This window comes from Solwaraspora sp. WMMA2059 (assembly GCF_027497315.1).
Taxonomy (GTDB): Bacteria; Actinomycetota; Actinomycetes; order Mycobacteriales; family Micromonosporaceae; genus Micromonospora_E.
Map to the genome: position 1 here is coordinate 6,176,531 of NZ_CP114908.1, position 26,272 is coordinate 6,202,802.

The following is a 26,272-nucleotide window of genomic DNA, read 5'->3' on the forward strand; positions in this document are numbered from 1 at the left end:
AGCCGGGTCGCTACCGGCACCGATGGCACCGGCACATGGTAGGTAGCCTTCTCGAGTCAGGACAGCCCGCGCGGCTTGATGAGGAGTCAGCAGTGGTCACCCAGGCCGGAACCGGACTCGCCCGGATCGCCGTCGTGGCGCCGACCCGACGCATCGACCTCGCCCTGCCCGAACACCTGCCGCTGGTCGGGCTGCTCCCGGCGGTGCTGCGGCAGGCCGACGAGAACCCCTCCGACGGTACGGCCGACGGCGGCTGGGCGCTGCGCCGTACCAACGGATCCACCCTGGACCTCAACCGTACGCTCGCCGCGCAGCAGGTCCGCGACGGCGAGATGCTGCATCTGCTGCCCCGCCGCACCGAGTGGCCGGAGCTGGCCTACGACGACCTGATGGAGGCGATCGCCGCCGGTGCCCGCCGGCGCGGGCTGCCCTGGACGCCGGCCGCCACCCGGCTTACCGGCCTGCTTGCCGGGGCCGTTCTGCTGCTGCTCGCCCTGGTCGCGGTGGTGACCGCCGACGGCACCGGGGTGGCCGCCGGGGCGGCCCTGCTCGGCACCGCAGCCGTCCTCGTCGCGGTCGGCGTGCTGCTGTCCCGGGCGATGGCCGACTCGCTGGCCGGCGCGGCGCTCGCCGCCCTGGCCCTGCCGTACGCCTTCGCCGGCGGCGCGGTGTCGCTGGCCGGCGGCGAACCGGTCACCGGGCTGGGGGCACCGCACCTGCTGGTCGGTTCGGCGGCGCTGACCTTGACCGGGGTGCTCGGCATGCTCGGCGTCGGCGACGCCGGCCGGGTCTTCGTGGCGGCGCTCTTCACCGGAGTCAGCGGGACGACCGGGGCGCTGCTGGCCGTCGGGCCGCTGGACGGGCCGCGCGCCGCAGCGGTCCTGGTGGCCGCGGTGACCCTGCTGCTGCCGGCGCTGCCGCTGATCTCGGTCCGGGCGGGCAAGCTGCCGATGCCGGCGCTGCCGCGTACCGCTGAGGACCTGGTCCGCGACGATCCGCAGCCGGACCGGGCGGAGATCTACCGGGCGACGGCCCGCGCCGACGAGGTGCTGACCGGCCTGATGTTCGGTACCGCCGTGGTGGTCGCCGCCGGGTCTGCGGTGCTGACCTTCTCGGCGACGGCCGGCGCGGTGCTGCTGGTCGCGGTGGTGACGGCCGGTCAGCTGCTGCGGGCCCGGCTGGTCTCGACCGTCCGGCACCGGGTGCCGCTGCTGGCCGGCGGCCTGGTCGGTGTCGGCCTGCTGACCCTGATCGGTACGGGTGGGATGGCGGCGGGTACCCGGCTGGCCCTGCTGCCGGTGGTGCTGCTGGTGGTGGCGCTGGTGCTGGCGGCCGGGATGGTCTACAGCCGGCGCCCGCCGACGCCCCGGCTGGCCCGGCTCGGCGACGGGCTGGACGTGGTGCTGCAGTTGGCGGTGGTGCCGGTGGCCTGCGCCGTGCTCGGCCTGTACGGCTTCATGCGGGCGATCAACGGCTGACGGTTCCGGCTGGTCAGCCGGCTGTCAGTCGGCCGGCCCGGCGATCTGCTCCGGGCGCAGCGGCGGGAACGGGCCGCCCCGGACCAGCCGGATCAGGGCCGTGTCGACGTCGTCGGCGACGTACTGGTAGCCGGCCCAGTGCAGCAGCAGGACCCGACCGGCGGCGTCGACGACCAGCTCGGCGGGGCCGTCCGAGTTTCCGCCGAGCGGGAACACCGGATGGTCGTACTCGCCGGCGAAGACCCGGGCCTCCTCGGTGACCAGGCCGCTGCGTACCGGGTGGACGAAGGTCGGGAAGCCGGCGTCGGCGGTGCCGTCGGCGCCGAACTGGGCGATGGTCAGCCCGCCGAACTCGGTCAGCGCCGCGCGGGCGACCGGTGTCATGACCAGCCCGTCGAGCTCACCAGCCCATCGGCCGACCCACTGGTCGACCATCGCGGAGACGTCCCGGCCGGGGAACCAGCCGGCGGCTTCCAGCACCGGCCGGACGTCCGGCGGGAACCGGCGGTCGGCGGCCCGCGCGGCGGTGTACCGCTCGGCGACAACCGTCACCGGGACCGGCGGCCACTGGCTGACCTCGCCGGACTCCCGGTCGATCACGATCCGCGGCGACCCGGAGCCGGCCGGCGGCCCGGCCGTGCGACTACCCGCGTCGTCGGTGGGGATCAGCCAGGCGACGTATCCGTGCTCGAACTCGTGCAGGCCGATCCGTTCGTCGGTGCCGGCGCCGTGCTCGGTCGCCCATTGGCGGGCCAGGTCCAGCGCCTCGTCGCGACCGAGCATCGATGTTTCCTTCCGGGCTACGGGCGAGACCCCAAAGTACGCCGTCGTCACCGGACCCTATGGTAGGCAGCACGCCGCGTGGTGGTGCAGCCGCGCAGCGCTGACGGGTGGAAGGAAGCCAGGCATGCCGTCGCGGCGCGACCAGGTCCAGTCGTACCAGTTCTTCGTGCAGCGGATGACGTCCGCGCTGGTGGCCAGGGACCCGGATCCGGCGGTCGCCCCGTTCCAGCGGCTCGGCGGCGCGGGCCTCGGTGGGATCATGGTGGCGGTGCTGTGCCTCGGCGCGGTCGGGGTGTTCGGCTTCATCATCCCCGGTGGAGCGACCAGCTGGCAGGACGGCGCCTCGGTGATCCTGGAGAAAGAGACCGGCACCAGGTACCTCTACCGCGAGGGTCACCTGCACCCGGTGGTCAACTACGCCTCGGCGCTGCTGGCGCTGGAGTCCTTCGCCCCGGTGACCGACGTGTCACGCAACTCCCTGGCCGGTACGCCGCGTGGCCCTCGGATCGGCATCCCGGATGCACCGGACGCGCTGCCCGACGCGAAGCGGATCCTGACCGGCGGGTGGACACTGTGCTCCCAGGCCGTCCGGGACGAGTCCGGTGAGCTGGTGACCACCACGGTGCTGACCGTCGGCCAACCGCCGGTCGGTGGCCGGCCCACCGGCAACGGCGCGCTGCTGGTCCGCGACGCCGACACCGGGCACCTGCAGTTGATCTGGCGGGACCAGCGACACGAACTGGTCGACGAGGACATCGTCCTGGAAGGTTTGGCGCTGCGGTCCGAGCCGGTTGTGCTGGTCGGCGGGGCCTGGCTGAACGCGTTGCCGGCCGGGGAGCCGATCGGCAGCCGGCCGGTGCCCGGCCGGGGCGAGCCGTCGACCGCACTGCCGGACGCGGTCACCGGCTCGATCCACGTGGTCGAGAACCAGACCGGCGACCGGCAGTACTACCTTGCCGAACGGGACCGACTGGCGCCGCTGACCGAGTTGCAGGCCGAGGTGCTGCTCGCCGATCCCGGCACCCGGGACGCTTACGGCGGCGAGCCGCCGACCGCGCGGCCGGTCGCCGCCGCCACCGTGGTCGGCGCGCCCCGGGCGGCCGGGTCCGGGGAGACCGGCGCCCGGTCGCCGCAGCGCCGACCGGACATCCTGCGGCTGACCGATGGCCGGCAGAGCGTCTGCGCCGGCTATCCGCCCGGCAGTCACCAGCCGCAGGTGCTGGTCGACGCGCAGGTCGAGCCGCCGACGCAGGCGATCGTCACCCCGGCACGCACCGCCGACGGCGTACCGCTGGCGGACCGGGTGGTGATCGAGCCCGGCCACGGCGCGTTGGTCGAGTCGATGCCCGCCCCGGACGCCCCGGCCGGCACCCTGACCCTGGTGACCGACCTCGGCATCCGCTATCCGCTGGCGGACCGGGCGGTCGCCGCGATGCTCGGCTACCCCGAGGTGGAGCCGGTGCGGCTACCCGCCAGCCTGGTGGTACGGCTGCCGGGCGGGCCGGCGCTGGACCCGGCGGCAGCCCGACGGCCAGCATGAACGACTACTGTGGATCGGCAAAAGTCGGCCAGGTGGCGTCGGTCGATCGGTATCGGTCTGGCGCCACTGGACACAAGGAACTACCGTTTCCGATGACAGATGGTGCGTCGGCGCACCATGCGGCACCGCCCCTCGGATTGCGGGGCATCCCACCAGAGGACGGGGTGAAGATCACCATGACCGGGATGAACACCAATACCGGGCTGATGGTTCAGACTGAGAAGGACGTCGATGACGTCGCGAACCGGCTGACCGGCAACCTGAACCAGTTGATGGACCAGCTCATGCCGCTCTATGACCAGTGGAAGGGTATCGGTGCCGGCTCGTTCCAGCAGGTGCGTCAGGCGTTCGACGAGGACATGGCGCGGCTGAACCTGGCGTTGCGGTCGATCGCCGAAGCGGTCGGTTCGGCCGGTAAGGACTACGAAGTCAGCGACGAAGAGATCAAATCCGAGATGGATTCGGCGGGCGCGACCGCCGGCCAGATCACCGCGGCGCTGAAGCTCTGACCGGAGGGATCGAGATGGACATCCGCTACGATTTCGCCGCGCTGAACAACGCCGCCGACAATTGCGGTACCGCGGCCAAGAACATGATCCAAGAGCTCGACGGCCTCAAGACCGGCATCCAGCCGCTGGTGGCGACCTGGGAGGGCGACGCACAGACCGCGTACCTGACCCGGCAGGCCGAGTGGGAATCGGCCGCCACCGACCTCAAGGACCTGCTCAACCGGATCGAGAAGGCGCTGCGCGAAGCGGCCATACGGATGCAGGCACGCGAGGCAGCCAACCGGGCCAAGTTCGAGTAGACCGACTCGGTCACCGACCGGCCGGTCCGGACACCACGAAGTACGCCTCCTGCGGATCGGTGCGCGTACCGGCTTGCGATGCCGCGCCGCTGCGGCCGACCATCCGCCGGGTCGGCTGCCAGCGGCGGCGTCGGCCACCCGGCAGCGCCGCCACGGCCACCGCGACCAGCAGGATCAGCAACGCCGTACCGGCGGCCACCGCCACGGCAATCTCGGTCAGCCGCTGCCAGCGAGCCGCCCGCTGCGCCGCGACGGCATCCGGCACGACCGTCGGCAGCGCCGGCGCGGCGACCGGCTCGCCCGCCGTCAACCGCTCGGTCACCGCCCGGTACGGGTTCACCACCCCGTGGCCGTAGCCCGCCGACCGGCCGCCGGGTGCCGGATCCGCCGTCGCCGTCAGCCGCCGGGCCACGTCGGCCGCCGACAGCTCCGGCTCGGCGGCCCGCAGCAGCGCCGCCGCCGCGCTCACCACCGGGGCGGCGTAGCTGGTGCCGGCGACCACCGCGTGTCCGGACACCCGGCTCGCCGCCACCACCGCCCCACCCGGCGCCACCAGGTCCACGTAGTCACCGACCTGGGAGTCCGCCAGCCGTACGCCGTTCTCGTCGATGGCCCCGACGCCGATCACCCCGTCGAACGCCGCCGGGTACGGCGTCGGATCCGGCGACGCGCCCTGCTGGTGGCTGTTGCCGGCTGCGGCCACCAGCACCACGTCGGCCTGCACGGCGCGTTCGACCGCGGCCCGTACCGCCGGGTCCGCGCGGTACATGATCAGCGACATGTTGATCACCTTCGCGCTGCTGGCCACCGCGAGGTCGATCGCCTCGGCCAACCGGTCCGCCGGTGAGGCAGAGCCGTCCTGCCGCGCCTGGATCCGCTCGGTGACCCGGATCGGCATGATCGTCACCCCTGGGGCGATGCCATGGAAGCCGACGCCGTCCACCCTGGTGGCGGCGATCAGGCTGGCCACGGCGGTGCCGTGCGAGGCGCAGTCCACCGTGCCGTCGGCCTCGACACCGGTCAGGTCGGCGCCGGCAGTCACCTGACCGGACAGTTGCGGATGGTCGGCGTCGACACCGGAGTCGATCACCGCGACCCGTACCCCCGACCCGTCGGTCACCGGCCAGCTGCGCTCGGGCGCCAACCAGCGCTGATGCCAGGAGATCTGACGGATCACCGGGCCGGGGTCGGCCGGGCTGCGGCAACTGCCCGGAGCGGCAGACGCCGGTGCCGCCGCGACAACCGGCAGCACGCTCGGCGCGACGGTCAGCAGTACGCCCAGCGCGACGGCCGGCAGCAGGGTCGGTGACCGCATCAGCTGACCTCCAGACCTCCCGTACCGCCCGGCATCCTATCCAGCGGCGGCGACCAGCGGGCTCGTGCGGCTGGCACACATTCAGTATCGTCGTCATGACGGCTCACCGTCGGTGCCCGGCAGCGCCCGGTGTGACGCGGCGACGGGGAGGGACACGATGGACGTGCACGGCCTGCGTGCCCGTGCCGACGAGTTGATGGCACAGTTCGACCGGATGCGGTCCGGCGCCGCCGACCTGCAACAGCAACTGCGGGCGGTGTCGGCCACCGTCACCTCAGACGACGGGCTCGTCACTGTGACGGTCGGGCCGAGAGGGCAGGTGACCAAGGTGGAGCTCGACCCCCGGATCTACCGCCGGCCGGACGCGGCGCAGCTGTCCACCACGGTCACTGAGACCATTCGGGCCGCCACCGCCCAGGCGATGGCCGAAGTCGAGCGGATCTGCCGGCCGATGGTGCCCGACGCACAGTTCCAGGCACACATGGACTTCGACCTCGAAGGCATCTTCCGCCAGCTCGACACCGACCTGCCCGGGGGTGACCGGCAATGACCGAGCCGCAGCAGACCTTCCTCAACCCGGATCTGGCCCGCCCGGCCGGCAACGCGCTGGGCGCGGCGGCCGAGACACTGGCCGCCGAGTGGGCCCGCGTCACCGGCACCATCCGGGCGCTCAACGAGTCCAGGCCATGGGGCGACGACGAGGCCGGCCGGACGTTCAACGAGCACTATCTGGACGGTGGTGACGAGGCCCCGGCGAAGGTGACCCTGGACGCCGGGGACGACCTCGTCGCAGCCTTCGAGGACACCGGCCTCCGGATCGTCTCCTCGGTCGACGGCACGGTCGACGACGATGGCGCGGTCGGCGACAGCTTCGGCGGCGGCAGGTAGCCCGGTCGCACTCGGAGGGCCCACGACGTGGCGATCATCAATCCGCGGGAGTGGTTCGGCGAGTACGGGTGGGTCTGGGACGCCGTCACCTGGGTGAGCGCCGGCGAGGCGTGGCCGACCGGCGACGAGGACCAGATGCGCGAGCTCGCCGCCGCCTGGCGCGAGCTCGAAGAGGTGGTACGGGTCGCACTGGCCGACGCTGACCCGGCCGCGCTGCGGGTCATCGAGAGCTGGGGCGGCGACGCGGGTGCCAAGTTCGCCAACTTCTGGCAGCAGGTCGGGGTCGGCCCCAACACCGGGCTGCCGGTCCTGCAGAAGGCCGCCGCCGCCTTCGCGAACGGCTGTGACACCGCGGCCACCGAGATCGAGTACGCCAAGCTGACCATCCTCATCGCGGTGGCCATCACGGTGATCGCGGTGTTCGTGGCGTTGCTGATGGCCTGGCTGGGCGGCGTCTCCGCGGGTGCCATCCCCGGCATCCTCGCCGCCGGCCGGCAGGCGGTCACCGTCGCGTTCCGTCGATTGCTGGCCCAGCTCGGCCGGCAGATGCTCACCCAGGCCGGGATGCGGGCCGCGTTGCAGAGCTCGGCCCGGATCGCCACCACGCACGTCACCCGCGCCGGTGCCCAGCGGCTCGGCACCCAGTTGGGCATCGAGTTGGCTCAGGAGATCGGCGAAGAGCTGATCATCGACATCGGTGCCCAGGCGTTCCAGGTCGCCCAGGGCAACCGCGACAACTGGGACGGCCGGCGGACCCTCACCGCCGGGGTCGGCGGCGCGTTCGGTGGCATGCTCGGCTTCGGCGGCAACCGGCTGCTGCGTAACACGGTCGCACCCCGGGTGCCGGTGTCGTTCCGGCCGCCGGCAATGGACTTCCGAGGCGCTGGCGTCGTCCGCTGGGGCGGCCGGTCGGTCACCGCCGGCATGCAGAACGCGGTGATCTCCCCGGCGGCCAGCGTTGCCGCGAACCTCGCCGTCAACCAGCAGTGGACCAGCCCCGGCTGGCAGGGGGCGCTCGGTGGATTCACCAGCGGTGCCGGTCGGGGCGGTGCAACCATGGCGGCGGCGTCAGCCGGCAGCACGGCTGCCGGCTGGGCCAACCGGTTGGGCGGTGTCGCGCCGCCGACCGGCGTGCCCGGCACCGTCGACCTGGCCGGCATTGCTCAGTTGACGAGCGTGGACGCCGCCGGGATCGACCTTGGCGCGCTCGGGTCCGACCCGGCCAGCGGTACGGGTACCGCCGTCCCGGCTCCGGTCACGGCTGACCCGACGCCGCAGACCGTACCGGATTCCGGGGCCGGCTCCATCTCGCTGGCCCCGACCACGCAGGACGCCCCGACGACCCAGGCGGCCCCGACGGTCGTCGACCAACCCGGCATCCAGCCGACTGTTGGTGCCGAGCCTCCACCGGTGGTCACCTCGGGTCAGCCGTCGGTGGTCGGCGTGGGCGACACCGCCAGCCCGGCGAACGCGCCGTCGACCGACGCGCCGTCGACCAGCACCGCCTCGCCGGACATCACGTCGCCGGACATCACGTCGCCGGACATCACCTCGCCGGACATCACGTCGCCGGACATCACCTCGCCGGACGTCACGGCGTCGGACGGCGTAGGGCCGACTCGGGCGGACGACGGGCCGCCGGTACAGGTCGCCGCCGGTGCTCCGGCCGGGGTCGGTACGTCGGCGCAGGCGGCGGCTCCGGCCGTGACCGCCGCCGGCCCGCAGAGCTCCCCGTCCACACCGGGTTCGACGTCCACACCGGCTGCGACGTCCACACCGGCTGCGTCGTCCACACCGGCTGCGACGTCGACACCCGGGCCGGTCCAGACCGGAGCCCAGACGACTGCCCAGGCAACAGCGGCGTCGACGGCCGGTGGCAACACCACGGCTGCTCCCCAGAGCTCGTTGACCGGCACCACCTCGGCACCGGTCCGGCCACCGGCACCGGTTGCCGGACCTGCCGCCGGACCCTCCGCCGGGTCGGTCAGCTTCGGGCCGGCTGTCGCCGCACCGGCCGCACCGGCCGCACCGGCCGCACCGGCCGTACCGGCTCAGCCCGGCCAGTCGGTCGGCATCCCGCCCGGGACCACCACCACGGCGCCGCCGCCGGCCGCGACCACCGGCGGGCCGGACCAGCCGTCCGGCCCGGCGCCCCGGCAACCATCCTCCGGCACCACCGTCGACCCGCAGACCCTGCAGCGGTCGGCCGGCCCTACCGGCACCGGTACGCACAGTTGGCAGCTGGACCCGGTCCAGTTCGACGGCGATCCGAACAGCGCGGACGCTGACCAGGCGCTCATCGACGCGTCCCGGGCCCTGGCCGACGCCGTTACGGGTGCGGTGACCCGGCACCAGCAGCAGGCCACTCCCGGCGAACAGATCTCGATGGGTAAACGGCCGGGCGTGGTCGGCGCGTTGATGACCCGCAGCGGGCAGCTCAACACACACAGCAGCATGACCGCCGACCAGAGCACCGACCCGGCCACCCAGCCGACGCCGCACCCGCTGGTCGAGACAGTGCTCGCCGAGGTCGCTCAGCAGGTCAGCCGGGTCGGCAGCGGGCACGGGCGGTGCGCCGAGGTCGCCCTGGTGTCCGATGTGGTCTACCAGTTGGAACGGCAGTGGCAGGATGCCGGCCGGATCGGCGATTTCGACGCGTACGCCCGATCGGAGCTGGCCGGGGCGCGGATCGTCACCCACCAGTTCCGCCGCGCCCAGGACGTCGACGTGGTGTACGAACGCGGCGACTACCGACCACCCTGCCGGTCGTGCGGGCCGATGTTGGAAATACTCGGCGTCACCCCGGTGGTGGACACCGAACGGATGCCCGGCCCGGCCGTACCGCCGGATTCCGGCGCGTTGGGCGACGGCCGGGCGCTGCCGGAAACCAGACCAACCGGCGACGGGCAGGGTCTGGTGCCGCCGGACCCCGCCGACCAGCAGGCGTTGACCGACGAGGTGCCGGTCGGGCCGGACGGCCACCCGGCCCGGCACCCCGACCCGCGCGGCGGCCGCTGGCCGGAGCTGGTCAACGATGGCGGCCCGGCCAACCCCGGTCGCGGCACCAACTGCGCCGACGTCGGCCTGTCCGTCCTCGCCACCTGGTACGGCGACCCACAGGTCGCGGCGGCGACCGGTGCGTCGGTGACCGCCGAGCCGGACAGCACCCGACGTCAGGAACAGTGGCTGGGTGCGTCCTTCGCGCCTGCCGGCCGTGGGCCGGCCGGCTTGGACGCGGTCGCCGACCAGCTGCGGCGTGCCGGCCCCGGATCCGCCGCGCTGATCATCACCAGCTGGACCGCCGCGGCCGGCGGCGGAGCGCACACCTGGAACGCCGTCAACCACGACGGGCAGATCATCTGGATCGATGCGCAGAGCCGGCAGGTTTCCGACACCGCGCCGATCTACGGCAGCGAGGTCGACGGGGTCTGGTCGATCGTCCTCGACGCCGACGGCAATCCGGTGCCGGCCGACGGCCCGCAGACGACTGCGGTGTCGACGACCGGGGCGACCAGTGAAGCGGAGTACCTGGATGCGTTGACCGAGCCCGACCGGGCCACGCTGCTCGCCGAGCTGGCCGCCGCCCAGGTCGATGCCGACACGATCCTTGCCGAACTGGGGGCGATCGGCGACCGGCTCAACACCGATCTTGGCCTGGCTGGCACCGACGCGCTGACCCCGCTGGGCAGCGAGTACCGGGTCAAAGGGGCCGAGTCGCTGGCCCGCAAGTTCAGCACCGACTTCGAGCCGAAGGGCTATTCCCTCCCGGAGGCGCTCGCCGAGATCAACGACGTGGTGCGGTTCTCCGTACGGGCACCGGAGACCGACGCGTACGGGCCGGCGGTCGCGGGAGTGCTCGACGCGTTGACCGCCAGCGGCCACCAGGTGACCGACGTCAAAAGCTTCTGGCACACCGGTAACCGGTTCTTCGGGCTGAACTGCACCCTCGTCACGCCCACCGGCCGAACATTCGAGGTGCAGTTCCCCACCGCCACCAGCTGGGCGATCGGCAAGGAGACACACGGCCCGTACGAAGTGATGCGCGACCCGGCGCGGACCCCGGCCGACCGGATGCACGCCTTCCTCGACATCCTCGCCGTCAACAAGGCGCACGACATCGCCGGCCGGATGCCGGGTGGCATGCCGGTGCTGACCGAGCGGTACGGCCCCCCGAAGGACACCAGCTTCGCCAAGTGGATCGGCAAACAGGACCAGGCCGGCCTGCGGCAGGACTACGTCGACTGGCTGGCCGCCGACCCGAGTCGCAGCTTCCGGCAGGAGTTGGCTGCGCGAGGATTGGACCCATCCGACCTGCCCGGATTCGATCCCGATGCGATAGGAAGCACAGATGCCGACCCTGACCTTTCGCTACCACCTGCTGTATCGGACGGACGACCAGACCCAGCCGCCGGTCAACCTGATAGCGGTGGCGGCCGGCACCGGGCCGACGCAGGCGGTGATCTGGGACCGTCCGACGTCGAGGTGGGGCTTCCGACCGGACGTGGCGGCGTCGATCCTGTACGCCGACCCGGAGCGCCACAGCGTCCGGGCAGTGGACCGGGCGACGGCGGAGTCGGCGACCCATCACTTCACGACGGTCCCGTTGCCGAGCGAGCCGGAGCTGACCCGGATTTGCCAGGAGGCCAGCCGATAACTAGCGGCCCTGCTGCGGATACGACGAGCTATCTCGATCGGCTGTCCGAAGCCGAGCGGCAGGAGCTGGAGCATGGCGTGGCGGCTGCGGGGGAGAGCGCGCAGGCGATCCAGGCAACGCTGGACGACGTCCTCGTCGGGCTACAAATGATGGGTGACCTGACCGGTGTGCAGGAACTCAGGCTGCTCGGGACCGAGTATCGGGTCAAGGATCCGGAGTCGCTGGCCAAAAAATTCGTGACAGAGCACCGCCCTGTTGGCGATGACATACCAGCCGCGCTCGCCGTGATCAACGACGTCGTCCGCTTCTCCGTGCAGAGCCCCGCTGGGCCCGCCTACGGTACCGCGGTCGACCGTGTCCTCAGCGGCCTTGAGTCGGCTCATCATCAAGTGGTGACCGGCAAGGTCTTCTGGCATCTCGGCAACAGATTCTACGGCCTCAACGTCACTCTTCGATCGTCTGAGGGTCAGCTGTACGAGATTCAGTTTCCGACCGAGGCGAGCTGGCGAGTCGGAAAAGCGACTCACGGATTGTATGAGGTGCTGCGGGACAGGGACTCTCATTCGGCTGATCGCGTCAACGCTTTCCTCGACATCCTCGCGCTGAACAAGGCTGCCGGACTGGCCGACAGGCTACCCGGTGGCCTCGATGTTCTGGCAGACCGGTTCGGGCCGGCGCAGTTCAATGGACTTGCGGCGTGGCTAGGCAAGCTCGACTCAGGTACGGCTCCGGACAACACTGTTCGGCAGGGCTATGGCGAGTGGCTCACTACAACTCAACAGACTCTCGTCGACGTGCTTACGGCTCGGGGACTTGATTACACTGACGTGCCCGGATTCGGGCTGGACCGGAGAGGTGATGTGGGTGGCGGACTTGGAGTTCCAGTACTTCCTGCTGTACCACCCGACACGTCCGTCGGACCACCCGGCGAACGTGATCGCCCTAGCGAACCATCCGGGCCCGACGATGGCGGTGACCTGGGATCGACAGACCGCCAAGTGGAGTTGCCAGCCGGACGTCGCGATAGCAGTGCTGTTCGTGAACCAGGAGCGCAACAACTTTCGAGGAGTGGACCGGGCGACGGCGGAGTCGGTGACGCATCACTTCACGACGGTCCCGTTGCCGAGCGAAACGGAGTTGACCCGGATCTGTCAGGAGGCCAGCGGGACCTGACGGCTTCTCTCGTCGCAAGCGACCCTTCGTCCGATTCAGCCGGGAGTTTAGAGCCGATCCCCTACCTGGACAGCCTTTCGACTAGCGACCGGGAGCTCCTGGCCACGGCTCTGCTTGCTGCTCGCCAAGACGCCGATATTGTACTTGCAGACCTGGTTGAGGCGGCTGCCGAGGCCGGCGCGGAGATTGGACTCGTCGGGCCGGAGATGCTTACGCCAGTAGGTCTCGAGCATCGGGTGAAGCATGCTGAGTCATTGGCGCGGAAGTTCAAGGTGGAATTTGAGCCTATCGGGCTTGATCTGCAAGGGGCGCTCGGCAAGGTCGGTGATCTAGTTCGATTTTCGCTCCTGGCGCCAGAGCGACATTATGGCTCGGCGGTCAATGAGACGTTGGATGGCCTGGTTGGCCGGGGATACGAGGTTCAACAGGTCAAGTCCTACTGGAATCCGGGGAACAGGTTCTATGGGCTGAACAGCGTTCTTGTATCTCCCAGTGGTCGCGTATTCGAGATCCAGTTTCCGACAAAGCGAAGCTGGCTAGTTGGTAAGCAGACCCACGGTTGGTACGAGGTCGTCCGAGATCCTGTTCGGTCGTCCGAGAGCAGGGTTGAAGCGTTTCTGAATATTTTAATAATGAACAAATCGACTGGGCTGTCGTCGCAACTTCCGGTCGGCCTGAAACTGATTTCTGAAACTTACGGAAATTCGATCCAAAATGGATTTGCAAAATGGATAAGTGATTCTAGGCGGCGCAACGTTGCCAGTGATTTCGCGATATGGTTGAATGAGCAAGGAATCACCTTTTCGGAGTTTGCTGGCCGTCTCGGTCTCGATCAGGTGGACTTCGTGGGACTTGCCGATCAGATAGCGCAAGGGAGGGTTTCGGCTGACTATGACATTCATCTACTATCTGATGTACCCGCCAGGGGAGCTGGATGGGACTCCGGCGAACGTGCTCGCGCTGGCTCAGGGGCGCGGACCGGTGCAGGCCGTGATCTGGGATCGCCCGACGCAGAGGTGGAACTTCCGTCCGGACGTAGCAGCGGCGTTTCTCTATTCGACGCCGGACCTGGAGCAGACCAGGCTCGTCGATCGGGTGATGGCGGAGTCGGTGACGCATCACTTCACGGCGGTGCCGTTGCCGAGCGAGGCGGAGTTGACCCGGATCTGCCGGGAGGCCAGCCCGACCTGACCGGCACCCGGCCGGTGTCCGGTGAGGGCCGCGATACCGCGTCAACAAGCCTGGCGTCGGCGAATGCCGCAGGTGAGTCGTCGACATTGCCGGAGCAGGGAGGGGTAGTCGATGACCGAGGACGAGGCCAGAGCACTGATCAGCAGACTGCTGGGCAGCAGGAACCCGATCGAGATGTATCCGTTCGAGTTCGGCTGGCTGGTCCGGGAGGAGTTGTCGACCCAGGAACGGCAAGCCGGGATGCACATCGGTCAGGGGAGCTTCATCGTGGACCTGACGGGCGTGGTGACCGCCCAGCCGAGCCTGCCGGCGACGGTGGTGGTCGAGGAGTACGCGGCAGAGCGTCGGCAGGGCCCGATCTCGGGTCGGCAGGTGTGGCCGGAGCCGGGCCCGCCACCGGAGTAGCCGACCGGGCCGTACCCGTGGCGGGCGGCGATGCGCCGCTGGCCGGCTCGCGTCCGGTTGGTCCGTTGAATTTGGCGCCGTTGGAGGATGTGGTTTTTCAGGCTGATCTTGAGGCGGTGTTGTGGTCGGGTGGTGGGTTTGTGGTGGGTGCGGATCCGTCGTCGCATCCGTTTGGTGGGTTGGTGAATGATGGTGGTCCGGGGCGGTCGGGTCGTGGCAACAATTGTATGGATTGTTCGTTGGCGGGGTTGTCGACGTTTCTGGGTCGGCCGATGGTGTCGCTACCACGCTGGCCGGACATCCTGCCGGACGGCGCCGTCGACCGGCAGACCGGCGAGGCGGCCGGTGTCGACCGCGCCGAGGAGTGGTTGGGCGGGGAGTGGGTCGGTCCGCCGGCTGACCTGCCCGGTGTGCCGCAGAAGCGGGCGGTGGCGGTCGCCCGTCAGTACGCGCAGTTGCAGCAGCGGGTGGCGGCGGCCGGGCCGGGCAGCGCCGCCCTGGTTGTCGCCGACTGGCTCAGTGTGGACGAGCGTACCGGGCAGGTGCAGGTCGACGCTGACGGCAACGCCCTGGCTGACGGCTCGCACGCGTTCCTGATCGTCTACCCGCATGGGGCCGATCGCCCGGTGTGGTGGGATCCGCAGGACGGCCAGACGTGGCCGGTGCCGCCGACGCACGTCGTCGCCGCCACTCACACGTTGTGGTCGATGGACGCGCCGGCAGCAGGTGGAGGGACCAACAGTGACTCGGGACGACGCGCAGGAGCTGATCCAGCGGCTGGTCGGGACGCCGAACCGGATGGCGCTGCACGAGTTCGAGTTCGGCTGGCTGGCGCAGGAGATCCTGAGTCCACAGGAACGCGGCACGGGGATGCGGGTCGGCCTGGGGAGCTACATCATCGACCGGGACGGGACGGTGACGGTGCACGGGAGTCTGCCCGTACCGGTGACGATCAGCCGGTACGTGGCGGAGCGTCGGCAGGGGCGGATCTCGGGTCGGCAGGTGTGGCCGGAGCCGGACTCGCCGGAAAGGGAGTAGCTGGCGGAGCCGCCGGAGTAACTGACGGAACCTCCGGTGTAGTCGCCGACACCGATGAATTGTCGGGTCCGCGTCCGGTTGGTCCGTTGAATTTGGCGCCGTTGGAGGATGTGGTTTTTCAGGCTGATCTTGAGGCGGTGTTGTGGTCGGGTGGTGGGTTTGTGGTGGGTGCGGATCCGTCGTCGCATCCGTTTGGTGGGTTGGTGAATGATGGTGGTCCGGGGCGGTCGGGTCGTGGCAACAATTGTATGGATTGTTCGTTGGCGGGGTTGTCGACGTTTCTGGGTCGGCCGATGGTGTCGCTACCGCGCTGGCCGGACCGGGCAGGCGACGGGACGATCGACCGGGTCACGGGTGAGGCCGACGGGATCAGCCGGGCCGAGGAGTGGTTGGGCGGGGAGTGGGTCGGTCCGCCGGCGGACCTGCCGGGGGCACCGGCGGACCGGGTGGCGGCGGTCGCCGAGCAGTACGCGCAGCTGCAGCAGCGGGTAGCGGCGGCCGGCCCAGGTAGTGCAGCCCTGGTCGTCGCCGATTGGCTGAGCTTCGACCAGGACACCGGACGGCTGCACCTGGACGCCGACGGAAACGCGCAGGCAGCCGGCTCGCACGCGTTCCTGATCGTCTACCCGTACGGGGCCGACGGGCCGGTGTGGTGGGATCCGCAGTACGGCGGAACCGCGACGCAGCCGCCCGCCGAGTACCTGGCGGCGACGCACACCTTGTGGTCGATGGACGCGCCGACGGCACGGGGAGGGACCAACAGTGACTCGGGACGACGCGCAGGAGCTGATCCAGCGGCTGGTCGGGACGCCGAACCGGATGGCTCTCCACGAGTTCGAGTTCGGCTGGGTGGCGAGGGAGATCCTCTCGGAGACGGAACGCACCCAGGGGCTGGGTCTGGGCCAGGGGAACTGGGTGATCGACCACGACGGGACGGTGACGGCCCACCGGAGCATGCCGCCTTCGATCATCATGCAGGAGTACGCGGCGGCCCGCCGGGCGGGCCGGACGACCGGCCGCCAGGTGTGGCCGCTGACGGACGAGCCGGAGCCGAACCACTAGCCGCCGCCGGGCCGGACGGGTCGCTCAGCGCCGCGCCGGACGGACTGGTCAGCGCCGCCGCCGGGACGACCTTCGGGGGCGCGCTGCACGACGCCGACCCGGTCGCGGTCACCGCGGCGGTACGCGACGCGCTCGACACCGGACTGCTGCCGGCCGGTGCGGTCGCCGACCCGGACGCCGGCACGGTCACCCTCGACACCTCAGCCGGGCCGGTGACCGTCACGCTCGCCGTGACCTCGCTGCCGCCCGACACGACGGTGGCCCCCGTCGCCACCATCGCGACGCACGCCGACGGGGCGACCGTACGGGTATCCGACCGGGCCTCCACGGACCATGTCCGGCGGGCCGTCGCCGCCGCACTGGCCGAAGTAGACGCCATCGCCCAGGAGCGGGCCGACGGGTTGCGTACCGATGCGACGACGGCGCTCGCCGAAGGGTCCCGGCCCGAGGGTGACGGGCAGCGGCACCTGACCGCGCGGGACATCGGGCGGCTGGCCGAGCTGCGTACCGTCGCCGACCAGTTGGCGCAGGCCGGCACCGGCCGGCACGCCGACCCGGCCCAGGTAGCCCAGCTGCACGCCGAAGCGGTCGGCCTGCTGATCAGCAGTGGGCTGTTGGAGCCGTACCCGGGGCACCGGGTGCACAGCCTGGTGCCGAACGTACCGGTGGTCGGGACGGCCGCCACGGACGCCCGGTTCGCTGCCGTCCGTACCCAGTTGGGGCCGGCCTTCGCGGACCTCGCCGGGCTGCTCACGGCCGCCCGCGACCGACCCGGCCTGGCCGACGAGATCCGGGTCGTCCAGGCCGACGTACGGGCGGCGGCCCGCCAGTGGGCCGCGCAGGCGACCGCCGCCCGCGACCGGGCGGACCTGGCGTTGACCGACCGGGTCGACGCCGCGCTCGACGCCGACCCGCAGCACGTCTTCGACCGGCTGGTCATCGGCGGCGGCTGGGCGGCCACGGCCGACTTCGCCACCCTCGACGCGCCGCCGGACACCGGGGACGGCCTGCCGCCGGTGCTGGCGGTGTCGCAGGGCCACGACCCGTGGGCGGATCGGCAGCAGCTGCTGATGGGGCAGGTCCCCACCGAGTTGGAGATCCCCGGCCTGCCGTTCCAGCCGGCGGACTTCGCCGACGAAGGCACCCAGTTTGCCCTCTCCAGTGACTTCGCTGCGGCGGTCGGCGCGGCCCGCGCGTACACCGGGATGCCCAGCTACCAGGGCACCGCGACCGCGATTACCCCCCGCCCGACCAGCGCCGACGCTGCGGCCGGTTGGCCGGATGGCGCGAACTACCGGGTGACGATCGGCGAGCGCGGTTTCTACGCCGCCACCGTGGACATCGCCGCCGGTCCGGGCCCGGCGCGGGTGCCGGCCGCGCCGGCGTCGACAACCGGCCGGTACGTCGACCCGGCGACCGGCTACCAGGTCGACCTCTCCGGTCCGGTGCCGGTGTTCCGGGACCCGACCGGCGTGGCCGTCGACCCGGCGACGCTGCCCGCCCCGGTCCGTACGGTCCTCGGCGGCACCGACACCGACATCCTGACCGGCACGGGTACCAGCCAGGATGACCCGCCGCTGCTGGCTGACACCGCCGGCCGGCTCACCGATCTGCTGGTGGTCGATCCGGACAGCGGGTACGCCGTCGACCGGACGTCCGGCACGCCGTACGGGCCGGACGGCTCCCCGGTCGACCCGGCGGCGCTGCCGGCCGGTGCCGCCCAGCGGCTCGGCTTCGACGCCGATGGCCGGTTTACCGACCCTCGGCCAGCGCGCCCCCGGGTCGACTTCGGTGGGCAGAACCTGGCCGACGCGTACCAGCCAGGTGACCGGGTGCTGGTGTTCGGCGCGGGTGCCTCCGGGGCCTGGGACATCGAGCAGGCCGCCGCGTCACCGGCGGCCACCATCGACTGGTCGGCCCGCGCGGTCGGGCTGCCGCCGGCCGACCGCACCGGTGACCCGGCCCGGGACGCCGAGTTGCGGTTCCAGCGCAGCTTCTCCGGCGGCTACAACCGCCGCAACACGTTGCCCGAGGTCGGCGCGTACGACGTGGCCGCCACCGATAGCCGGATCAGCCAGTCGCTGCGCGAGATCGTCTCCGCCCGGCACACTGTGGACGGTACGTTCCTGGTCGACTTCACTGACGGCACCCGCCACGAGTACGACCGGATGGTCCTCTCCATCGGCCAGGCCCCCGAATACCCGGGCGGGGTCGCCGCCCTCGCCAGCACACTGGAGTTGCGCCCGCTGCACGGGCCGGCGACCACCCGTGGCGGCAGCCACGACATTCTCGGCCTGTCCGACGCCTCCGGCCAGCTGCGGATCCTTGGTGCCGCCGCGGTGGCCCGCCCGCTCATTCTGTCGCTCGGCGAGTTCCGGCAATCGGTGGAGTCCGAGCTGGGCAAACTGGCCGCAGCGCTGCCCGACGACTCACGCAACATCCCGCCAAGTATCCGGTTCCACGCCCAGCGGATCGCCGAGGCGAACCGGAGCTCGCCACCACCCCGGTCACACCTGGCCGAAGTCGACGTACCCACCCCGCCAGGCGATGTCGGGGTCGAGCCAGGGCAGCGGCCCGTGCTCGGCGGTGATCCGCTCGGCGATCTCCGGAACGTAGACGTCGATCGGGTCCTGCCCACCGACGGCGTCGAAGCCGGCACCGTAGGGGACGAGTTTGGCGCGGTTGCGCGCGAAGTAGACGAACCGCAGGTCGGGCAGGACCCGGGGGGCGAGTTCGGCGAACAGTTCGGCACCCACCGGGGTGATGCCGCAGTTGACCAGGCCCAACCAGCGGAGTTGGCGCAGGTACGGGGAGGCCAGCAGGGTGCGCAGTCCGTCGTCGCCGATCGGGTTGTTGTTCAGTCCGAGGCTGGTGAGTCGGGCCAGCAGCGGGCTCGCGGCGATCGGGCCGATCAGGTCCGGATCGACGTGGGTGAGCCAGACGTGGCGGACCGGAACCCGGCGGTAGATCTCCGCGCCCCGGTCGAGGAAATCGGCCCCCGGCAGCTTGACGAACTCGGCGAATCCGCGCCGGACGAGCCAGTTGGTGACCAGACCGGCGACGGGCGCGCCGAGTCGGGGAGTCAGCCGGTGGCTGAGCGCGGCGGCCCGATCGGACAATTCAGGATCGACCGGGGTGCCGGCGACGACGGCCAGGTCGCAGGCGATCTCGGCGCGGATCAGCTCGGCGTGGTCGGGGTCGGTGGGTTCGATGGCGTCGGCGTAGCGCAGCCGCAGGTCCATGTCGTCGGGGTTGGCGAGGATGGCGGCGTACAGGGTGTCGCTGACGGTGGGCCGGGCGTCGCTGGCGTCGGACATGACCGCAGCGTATCGACGCCACCCACGACGACCAGTGAGGTGCCGGGCGATGACGGAGGACGACGCGCAGCAACTGATCGAACGGCTGGTCGGGACGGCGAATCCGATCGAGCTGCATCCGTTCGAGTTCGGCTGGCTGGCGAAGGAGACACCGTCGACCGAACAGCGGGCGACGGGGGCGCACGTCGGGATGGGCTGCTACATCATCGACCAGTCGGGGACGGTGACGGTGCACGGCAGCCTGCCGATACCGGTGGTCATGAAGCAGTACGCGGCGGCGAGGCGGCAGGGCCGGATCAGCGGGCACCAGATCTGGCCGCGAGTCGCGACGGTGGACCAGCCGATCCCCGGCTGACCCGGATCCGGGCGCTGACGGCCCGCTACACCGCCGCCGACCCGCCGACCCGGGTGGCGCTGCGCGCCGAGATCGGCGTACTCGTCGACCAGCTCGGCCTGACCGGCGGCACCCCGCAGGCGTACGCGCGGTGGGCGCAGCTGCCGCCGGACCTGGCGAACCTGCTGCTGCGGCTCACCTCGCCGGCGCTCGCCCCGGAGACCGTCCTGGCTGTGCTCGGCGCGGACCCGGCGACGCTGACCGAGCCGCAACGCGCCCAGCAGCGCGACTACCGGGCCCGGCTGGTCCACAACGGGTACGTTCCGTACGCGCCGCAGCTCACCGAGCAGCTGCACCGGCTCGCCGTCGACGCCGAGCAGGGCCAACGGAGCCTGCCGACGCTGCCGGCCTCCGCCGGTCAGGTGATCGGGCTGCGCGCCGATCAGCTCGCCCAACTGCAGGCCGTCGATCCGGAGCTGGCTGCGCGGATCGCCCGCGACGGGGTGTACGTCGACCTGACCGGCCAGGTCGACATCGGCCCGTACGTGTTGGCGAACGCGCCGCATGTCGACGTTGGCGGCGTACACCCGGGTTTCGACCTGGCGACCGACGCCGGCCGGCGGGCGCTGCTGGCCGAGGACGTCCGCCGGGCATACGCGACGATCACCGCGACGTACGGGTCGAGCCCGGCGATCACCCAGCTGCTCGGCAGCCACAGCTTCCACTACCTGGCGCAGACCCGCACCATGGTGCTGGTCTCGGACGCTCTGACCCGGGCGATCCTCAACCTGGCGCCGAGCGCGCCGGTCGAGCAAGCGCCGGAAGCAGCACCGCTCGCCGTCGACCCGACCGAGATCCACGTGTACGCCGACCACCCCACCCTGCCGGAGCCGGATCCCGGGGAGGTGGCACCGGAGTACGGCCGTCCGGTGGATCCGAACTCGGGTGCCGCAGCGCCCCTGTGGAATGGGCTGCCCAGGCGGGAGCAGGTCGCGCAGGGAGCTCTCGGTGACTGCGGCATGCTCGCCTCGATCGGCGCGATCGCCGGGCACAGCCCGCAGACGATCGGTAATTTGTTCCGTCCCAACCCGGACGGCACGGTCGACGTCCTGCTGCACGAAAGCAGCCTCCCTGGCGACCGGACCACTCCGACCGGCCGACGACTGCGGATCACGGTGACTCCGGACGTCCCGGTGCACGCCATCATGCCGGGGCAGGCCGCCTACGCCGACCAGGCGCAGGTCGGATCGGCATGGGCGAGCATGCTCGAGAAGGCGCTGGCGGCGGTCGACCGGACCTGGACCGAGTCCCGGCAGGTCGCCTGGCAGCAGCAGTGGCAGAGCTGGCAGGGCTGGTCAGACCAAAACCAGGCCGCGCCGCGCGGTTACGCCCGGATGAACCCGGGCAGCACTTCCGATCTGTGGGCGGAGGTGCTGACCCAGCTCACCGGCGAGCCGGCCCGCGCCGACCGGTTTCCCACGCACCCGGGCAGCGAGCCTACGGTCGAGGCGACGCTGGCCCAGTTGTTGGCGCGGCGGATTCCGGTGATCGTCAGCACCATGCCAACGGACCGCTATCAGCATCTGCCGAATGGAGCGCCGCCGTACGGACTGCACGCGGGACACGCGTACGAGGTGGTGGCGGCACGGGACGGGCACATCTGGCTGCGCAATCCCTGGAATCATGGCCATCCGCAGCCGATCCCGGTGCAGGCATTTCTCGACCTGATGAGTAGGGACTACGCCCACCTGGATCGCGCGCCGGTGGTGCCGCCGCTCCCGCCGGTGCCGCCCGTCGCGAAGCAGGCCAGCTCGGCAGGCGGGTCGACGGCGGAAGCCGGCGTCGGCGCGTCGGCGGGCGTGGCGACCAATGCGCTGACCGCTGCCGGGCCGGGCCGGACGGTGACTGAGCGGAGCGGCGCCTACTTTGTCTACTACGCGGACCGGGGCACGGCCGGTGAGCTGGCTCAGTTGCTGGCCGTCGAGGTGGGACCGGACGGTTCGCGCTCGATAGCCTGGGACAACGGTTCTGCAACGCCCGGCGCCGGTACGGTTTCGGCACCGGCCCACGCAGGGGGTCGGTGGCCGGTGAACCGGGCGGAGGCGGAGCAGGTGGCCCGCAGCGAGTTGGGCTTCGAGTTGCCGGACGAGCCGACGCTGCATGGAATGCTCGGTGGCTGAGTTCTCGACGGGAAGGACAGGATTGTGCCGTCGCACCCTGATGTGCTGGTAGTTCGGAACAACACACAGGTGAACATGGGTACGTTCAGCCTCGGTGCGGCCGGGGCGAATCCGCGTCGGCCGGTGACCGCGCAGGTGGTGGTGGCCTTTCCCGGGTCTGCCGATTCAACGACGTACCTGTTGCGGCTGGGGGAGACGTTCCCGATCGGTGCCGAGACCTGGTACTTCGCTGGGGCGCATTTCGAGAACGCTGGTCGGTGGCGGGTCACGGTGCGGCGGCTGGCACCGGGTGAGGCGCCGCCGGTGGTGGACGAGTCGACGGCGGTGACCGGCTGGCGGCCGGCGCAGCGGCAGCCGTTCGGCCCGCTCGATGAGGGTCAGTTGCAGGCACTGGAGCAGGCGTTGGGGCGCCCGCTGCCCTGGGCTTACCGGGATTGGCTGTCTCAGACGAACGGAATGCAGCCGGTGGAGCCGCAGTGGGTGCCGGGTGCGCCGTTCACGCTGTTCCCGGGGCGTCCGCTGCTGGGTGTGCACCCGGAGTATCCGTCGTTCGACCTGTTGACCGCCGAGCGGGAGTGGCGGGTCGGGAAGTTGTCGACGGACTTCGTTGTCATCGCGGTCCCGATGGAGGGTCTGCTGCTGCTTCGGCTGAAGGAACCCCGCCCGGGCAGCGTCGGCTTCCTGCCGAAGGACCTGCTGGCCGGCCCGGGTACGGCGGATGCAATCGCCTGGCGGGAGCGACAGGTGATCACTACCAGCATGGGCTGGTCGTTCGGCGACTTCCTTGGCCGGCTCACCCCGCTCGACGCGCCGGGCGTAGCGTGAAGATCACTTGACGAGGATTCGGGCTGGCGTCGGCGTGTCGTCCGAATTTTCGTCAAGTGATCTTGAGGACTCCCGTCCTAGGTGGCGGTGATTGGTCGGTTTTGGGTGACTACCAGCTTTTATCCGGCATTCACTAGTTTGGTGCTGATCGATTCCCTATCCCTGGCTGGCGATTGAGATCTGTGCATTGACTGCGTGTGGCGAGATCCGTACGATCAGCTGAATACGCCACCACTTTTCCTAGCAAGGGGATGAAGTGAAGAATTCCACTAGCGTCAGGAAAGACACGGCTGTCGCGCCCACGCTGCTCACTCCGAGCCGGGTCGAGAAGATGCTCGCGCGTCGCCAGGCGGTCCAGGTGGTCAAGTTCCGCACGACCTGCACGGACTGCCTGCCCAACTACTAGCGCACCGCCGTCGGGCGCTCGGCGTCGCCGTGCGGTGCGAACGCCGGCGTCGCCGAGCCCGCGAGGAGCACCGTGCCGTGACCTTCCAATTGTCGGCGGACGATGTCCTTAGTGCGTTGAGCGTCTGTTGCGGTGAGCCGCTCGAGGATCCGGCCGAGGCGGTCGCGGCACTGCGCCAAGGACAGCCGTCCCTGACCGCCACCCTGTACTCCGCGTGGGCTGCGGACGGCGTCACCCTCGACCCGGGGATTGCCAACGATCTCGAGTTGGCCACCTCGCGGGTCACGTTTTATCGCACCGTGGCGGCCGAGCTCGCCGCACGCGTCAGCGACCTCACCCCGATCAAAGGGCTGGAGGTAGCCGACCGCTACCCGGCCGGTCTTGGTCGCACCATGAACGATCTCGACTACGTCGCCGGCACCGAGGCCGCTCTGTGGCGAGCGGCAGGTCTACTCATCGACGATGGCTGGGACCTGCACACCGGCACGTTCGCCTGTTTCAACGACCGTCTGCACATGATGGTGAGTCTGCGGCGCCCGCACGAATCCCGCTTCGTCCTGCCGTACGGGGTGGAGATCGCCACCTGGTGGTCGCTGGGTGACCTGGCCGGTGTGCCACCGCTGACCGCCATGCCGCAACCGTGGCGGGCACCGGCGGTGAAGAACACCCTGATGCTCCTGTTCGAGCGCTTCGAGCAACGCTTCCGGGCCCGGGACCTGATCGACGCCAGCCTGCTGGTGGCCTCGGCCTCCGAGGAAGAGCTGATCACACTCACCCGCGCGCTGACCGCACTCGGGTTGTGGCCGGAGTACGCCGAACTCGCCGCGCTCGTTGCGCGGACGAGCCTGCCACCACTGCGACCGCCGCCCCGGCGCAACCAACTGGACACCCGCGCCCGCCGGGCGATCCGCAGTGCAGCCGTGCTGCGCCGTCCCCTCACTGGCATGGCCCGCCACCTGCAGCGTCGCAACATCAAAGGTGCCTCCGCCCGGATCGAGCAGCGGTCCTGGGCGGCGGCCGCCGAGCGGCTCTCCGCCGGTGCGTCCGTCCGGGCCGGGGTGCTGGCCTTCGGCCTGCCACTGGACGACGCCCCGCGAGGTGACGCCCCCACCGCCACACTGCACGAGCGCGGTCGGCTGGCCTGGGTGGACAGCCCGGTCGGCAGGTTCCTGTTGACGATCGGCGACGAGGTCGACGAAGACACCGTGGCGGAACTGTCCGGCCCGGTGCCCAGTCCGGCGACCACCGGAGCGAACCCGTGACCGCCGCCGCCGAGATCGTCGGGCGGGCGTTGGACGACGACATCCGGGTGCTGACCCGTCACCGGCCGGGTGCCGAGATCACCACCGTGTCGGTGTGGATCCTCGCCGGATCCCGCGACGAAACCTCACCTGGCACCGCCCACCTGTTCGAACACCTGGTCATGCAGGCGGTGCCGCCCGGCCGGAAGATGCGGGTCATCGACGAGATCGAGTCGTACGGTGGCGAGGGCAACGCGACCACCGCCCGCGACTACGTCGTCCTGTACGCGCGGGTACCGACAGTGGACGCGCTGGCCGTACTGGACCTGCTCGCCGAGGCCGCGACGGCCACCGAATTCGACCCGGTCCTCGTCGAGGCCGAACGTCGGGTGGTCATCGAGGAGCTGCGCCTGGCTGAAGCCGACCCCACCGACATCGTCCACGACGTGTTCTTCGCCGCCGTGTACGGCGACCACCCGATGGGCCGGCCGGTCGGCGGCAGCCCCGCCGACGCGCTCCGGCTCACCGCCGCCGAGGTCACCGCCTGGTCCCGCCGCCACGTGCGGGCCGGACGAGTCGCCGTCGTGGTCACCGGCGGTGTCACCCCCGCCGCCGTGACCGCTGCGACGGCGCGAAGCGCCCTCGCCGGCCTGTCCGTTACACACCAGAGCGCCCGCGCCGACCGGCCCGCGCTCCCCATCCCGTTGCCGGCAATGGCTCCCGGCGTACGGTCCCGGCGGCTGGATCATCCGCTGCCCGGCGACACCGCGGCCGTGGTGCTCGGCGGACCCGCGTTCTCCTTGGCTGACCCGCGGCTCGCCGCCGCCGAGGTGGTGATGGAACTGTTCGCCGGGGGCAACACATCCGTCCTCGTCGAGCAGTTGCGTACCAGTCTGGGGCTGTCCTACGACATCTGGGGCGACCTCAGCGGTTACCACGACACCGGCGTCTGGCGGATCGCGATCACCACCGCTGTCGAGCACCGTGACGAGGTGGCCCGGCTCGCCGTCGACCTCGCACGGTCGGCGGTGGCGGACGGCTGGAGCGACGCCCGCGTGGCGGTGGCCCGCCGACGTGCTGCCGGTCTGGTCCGGCTCGATGCCGAGACTTCCCTCGACGAGACTCTCCTGTTGGGCCGGCACGCTCTGCTGGGCGGCAGCGTCGACTGGTCGGTGGCCGAATACGCCGACCGGATCGCGGCGGCCTCCCCACAGCAGGTCCACGACGCCGCCGTGTCCATGGCGGACCAACTGGTGGTGGCCACCACCGGCGGGTGACAGCCCGCAGCGGCCCACCCGGCAGACCAACTACCAATGGAGGGAGGTAAAGGTGAACCGGAACATGAAGTTCGGCCGCAGGCCGCGGGTGAAGAAGAAGACGACAACGACCCGCAAGTGACCATTCCTTGCCGGCCGCGCAACCGCTCGCTGATCCGCCGACCGACGGATTGTCCGCGCTCGACCCGGGAAGGAGGCCAGGATGAACCGCCAAGCTGTCCACACACGGCGCCCGGTCGTGAAAAAGAAGAAGCGGTGACCTGAAACAGACGACGGGTGCGGCAGCCGGCGGGTCCGGGGCCGCACCCGGCACCATGCCCGGAGCACATCCGGACCAGGCCAGGACCACACCCGACG

12 protein-coding genes are annotated in these 26,272 nt (G+C 71.0%); 10 read left to right on the forward strand and 2 right to left on the reverse strand.

Going from position 1 to position 26,272, the window contains the following annotated elements:
* Positions 1 to 92: 92 nt before the first annotated feature.
* Positions 93 to 1,478, forward strand: coding sequence for a type VII secretion integral membrane protein EccD (eccD, locus tag O7553_RS28410; RefSeq protein WP_281552615.1), 1,386 nt, complete (start codon positions 93 to 95; stop codon positions 1,476 to 1,478).
* A gap of 24 nt (positions 1,479 to 1,502) precedes the next feature.
* On the opposite strand, the gene O7553_RS28415 is transcribed toward eccD, so the two are convergent.
* Positions 1,503 to 2,261 carry an SUKH-3 domain-containing protein gene (locus tag O7553_RS28415; RefSeq protein ID WP_281552616.1) on the reverse strand — a complete coding sequence of 253 codons (759 nt, stop codon included), beginning with the start codon at positions 2,259 to 2,261 and terminating at the stop codon, positions 1,503 to 1,505.
* A gap of 124 nt (positions 2,262 to 2,385) precedes the next feature.
* Here O7553_RS28415 and eccB point away from each other — a divergent pair, with 124 nt between their 5' ends.
* The 3 genes from eccB (at position 2,386) to O7553_RS28430 (ending at position 4,609) form a co-directional block, all read left to right on the forward strand.
* Positions 2,386 to 3,801 (forward strand): type VII secretion protein EccB, encoded by a 1,416-nt coding sequence (gene eccB / locus O7553_RS28420; protein ID WP_281552617.1) that lies wholly within the window; start codon positions 2,386 to 2,388, stop codon positions 3,799 to 3,801.
* Positions 3,802 to 3,977: 176 nt separating this feature from the next.
* The gene (locus O7553_RS28425) at positions 3,978 to 4,310 is read left to right on the forward strand and encodes a WXG100 family type VII secretion target (RefSeq protein WP_278174686.1); all 333 of its coding nucleotides are present in this window, start codon (positions 3,978 to 3,980) and stop codon (positions 4,308 to 4,310) included.
* Positions 4,311 to 4,324: 14 nt separating this feature from the next.
* Positions 4,325 to 4,609: a WXG100 family type VII secretion target gene (locus O7553_RS28430; protein WP_281552618.1), complete on the forward strand. Its 285-nt coding sequence runs from the start codon at positions 4,325 to 4,327 to the stop codon at positions 4,607 to 4,609.
* Between the two features lie 10 nt (positions 4,610 to 4,619).
* On the opposite strand, the gene mycP is transcribed toward O7553_RS28430, so the two are convergent.
* Positions 4,620 to 5,924, reverse strand: a complete 1,305-nt coding sequence (gene mycP / locus O7553_RS28435) for a type VII secretion-associated serine protease mycosin (RefSeq protein WP_281552619.1) — start codon at positions 5,922 to 5,924, stop codon at positions 4,620 to 4,622.
* Between the two features lie 157 nt (positions 5,925 to 6,081).
* Between mycP and O7553_RS28440 the strand changes: the two genes are divergently transcribed.
* From O7553_RS28440 to O7553_RS28465, 6 genes are all read left to right on the forward strand, one after another.
* A complete protein-coding gene (locus O7553_RS28440; RefSeq protein ID WP_281552620.1) occupies positions 6,082 to 6,474 on the forward strand; it encodes a YbaB/EbfC family nucleoid-associated protein in 393 nt (130 codons plus the stop codon).
* The gene (locus O7553_RS28445) at positions 6,471 to 6,812 is read left to right on the forward strand and encodes a hypothetical protein (protein ID WP_281552621.1); all 342 of its coding nucleotides are present in this window, start codon (positions 6,471 to 6,473) and stop codon (positions 6,810 to 6,812) included. Before O7553_RS28440 ends, O7553_RS28445 begins: the two co-directional genes overlap by 4 nt.
* A gap of 27 nt (positions 6,813 to 6,839) precedes the next feature.
* On the forward strand, positions 6,840 to 22,166 hold the full coding sequence (locus O7553_RS28450) for a toxin glutamine deamidase domain-containing protein (protein WP_281552622.1): 15,327 nt from the start codon (positions 6,840 to 6,842) through the stop codon (positions 22,164 to 22,166).
* Positions 22,167 to 22,208: 42 nt separating this feature from the next.
* The gene (locus O7553_RS28455) at positions 22,209 to 22,991 is read left to right on the forward strand and encodes a DUF6406 domain-containing protein (protein WP_281555785.1); all 783 of its coding nucleotides are present in this window, start codon (positions 22,209 to 22,211) and stop codon (positions 22,989 to 22,991) included.
* A 483-nt stretch (positions 22,992 to 23,474) separates the two neighbouring features.
* Entirely contained in the window at positions 23,475 to 24,659 is a 1,185-nt protein-coding gene (locus O7553_RS28460) for a hypothetical protein (RefSeq protein ID WP_281552623.1), read from the forward strand.
* Entirely contained in the window at positions 24,656 to 25,915 is a 1,260-nt protein-coding gene (locus tag O7553_RS28465; protein WP_281552624.1) for a pitrilysin family protein, read from the forward strand. The genes O7553_RS28460 and O7553_RS28465 overlap by 4 nt, the downstream gene beginning before the upstream one ends.
* Positions 25,916 to 26,272: the final 357 nt, after the last annotated feature.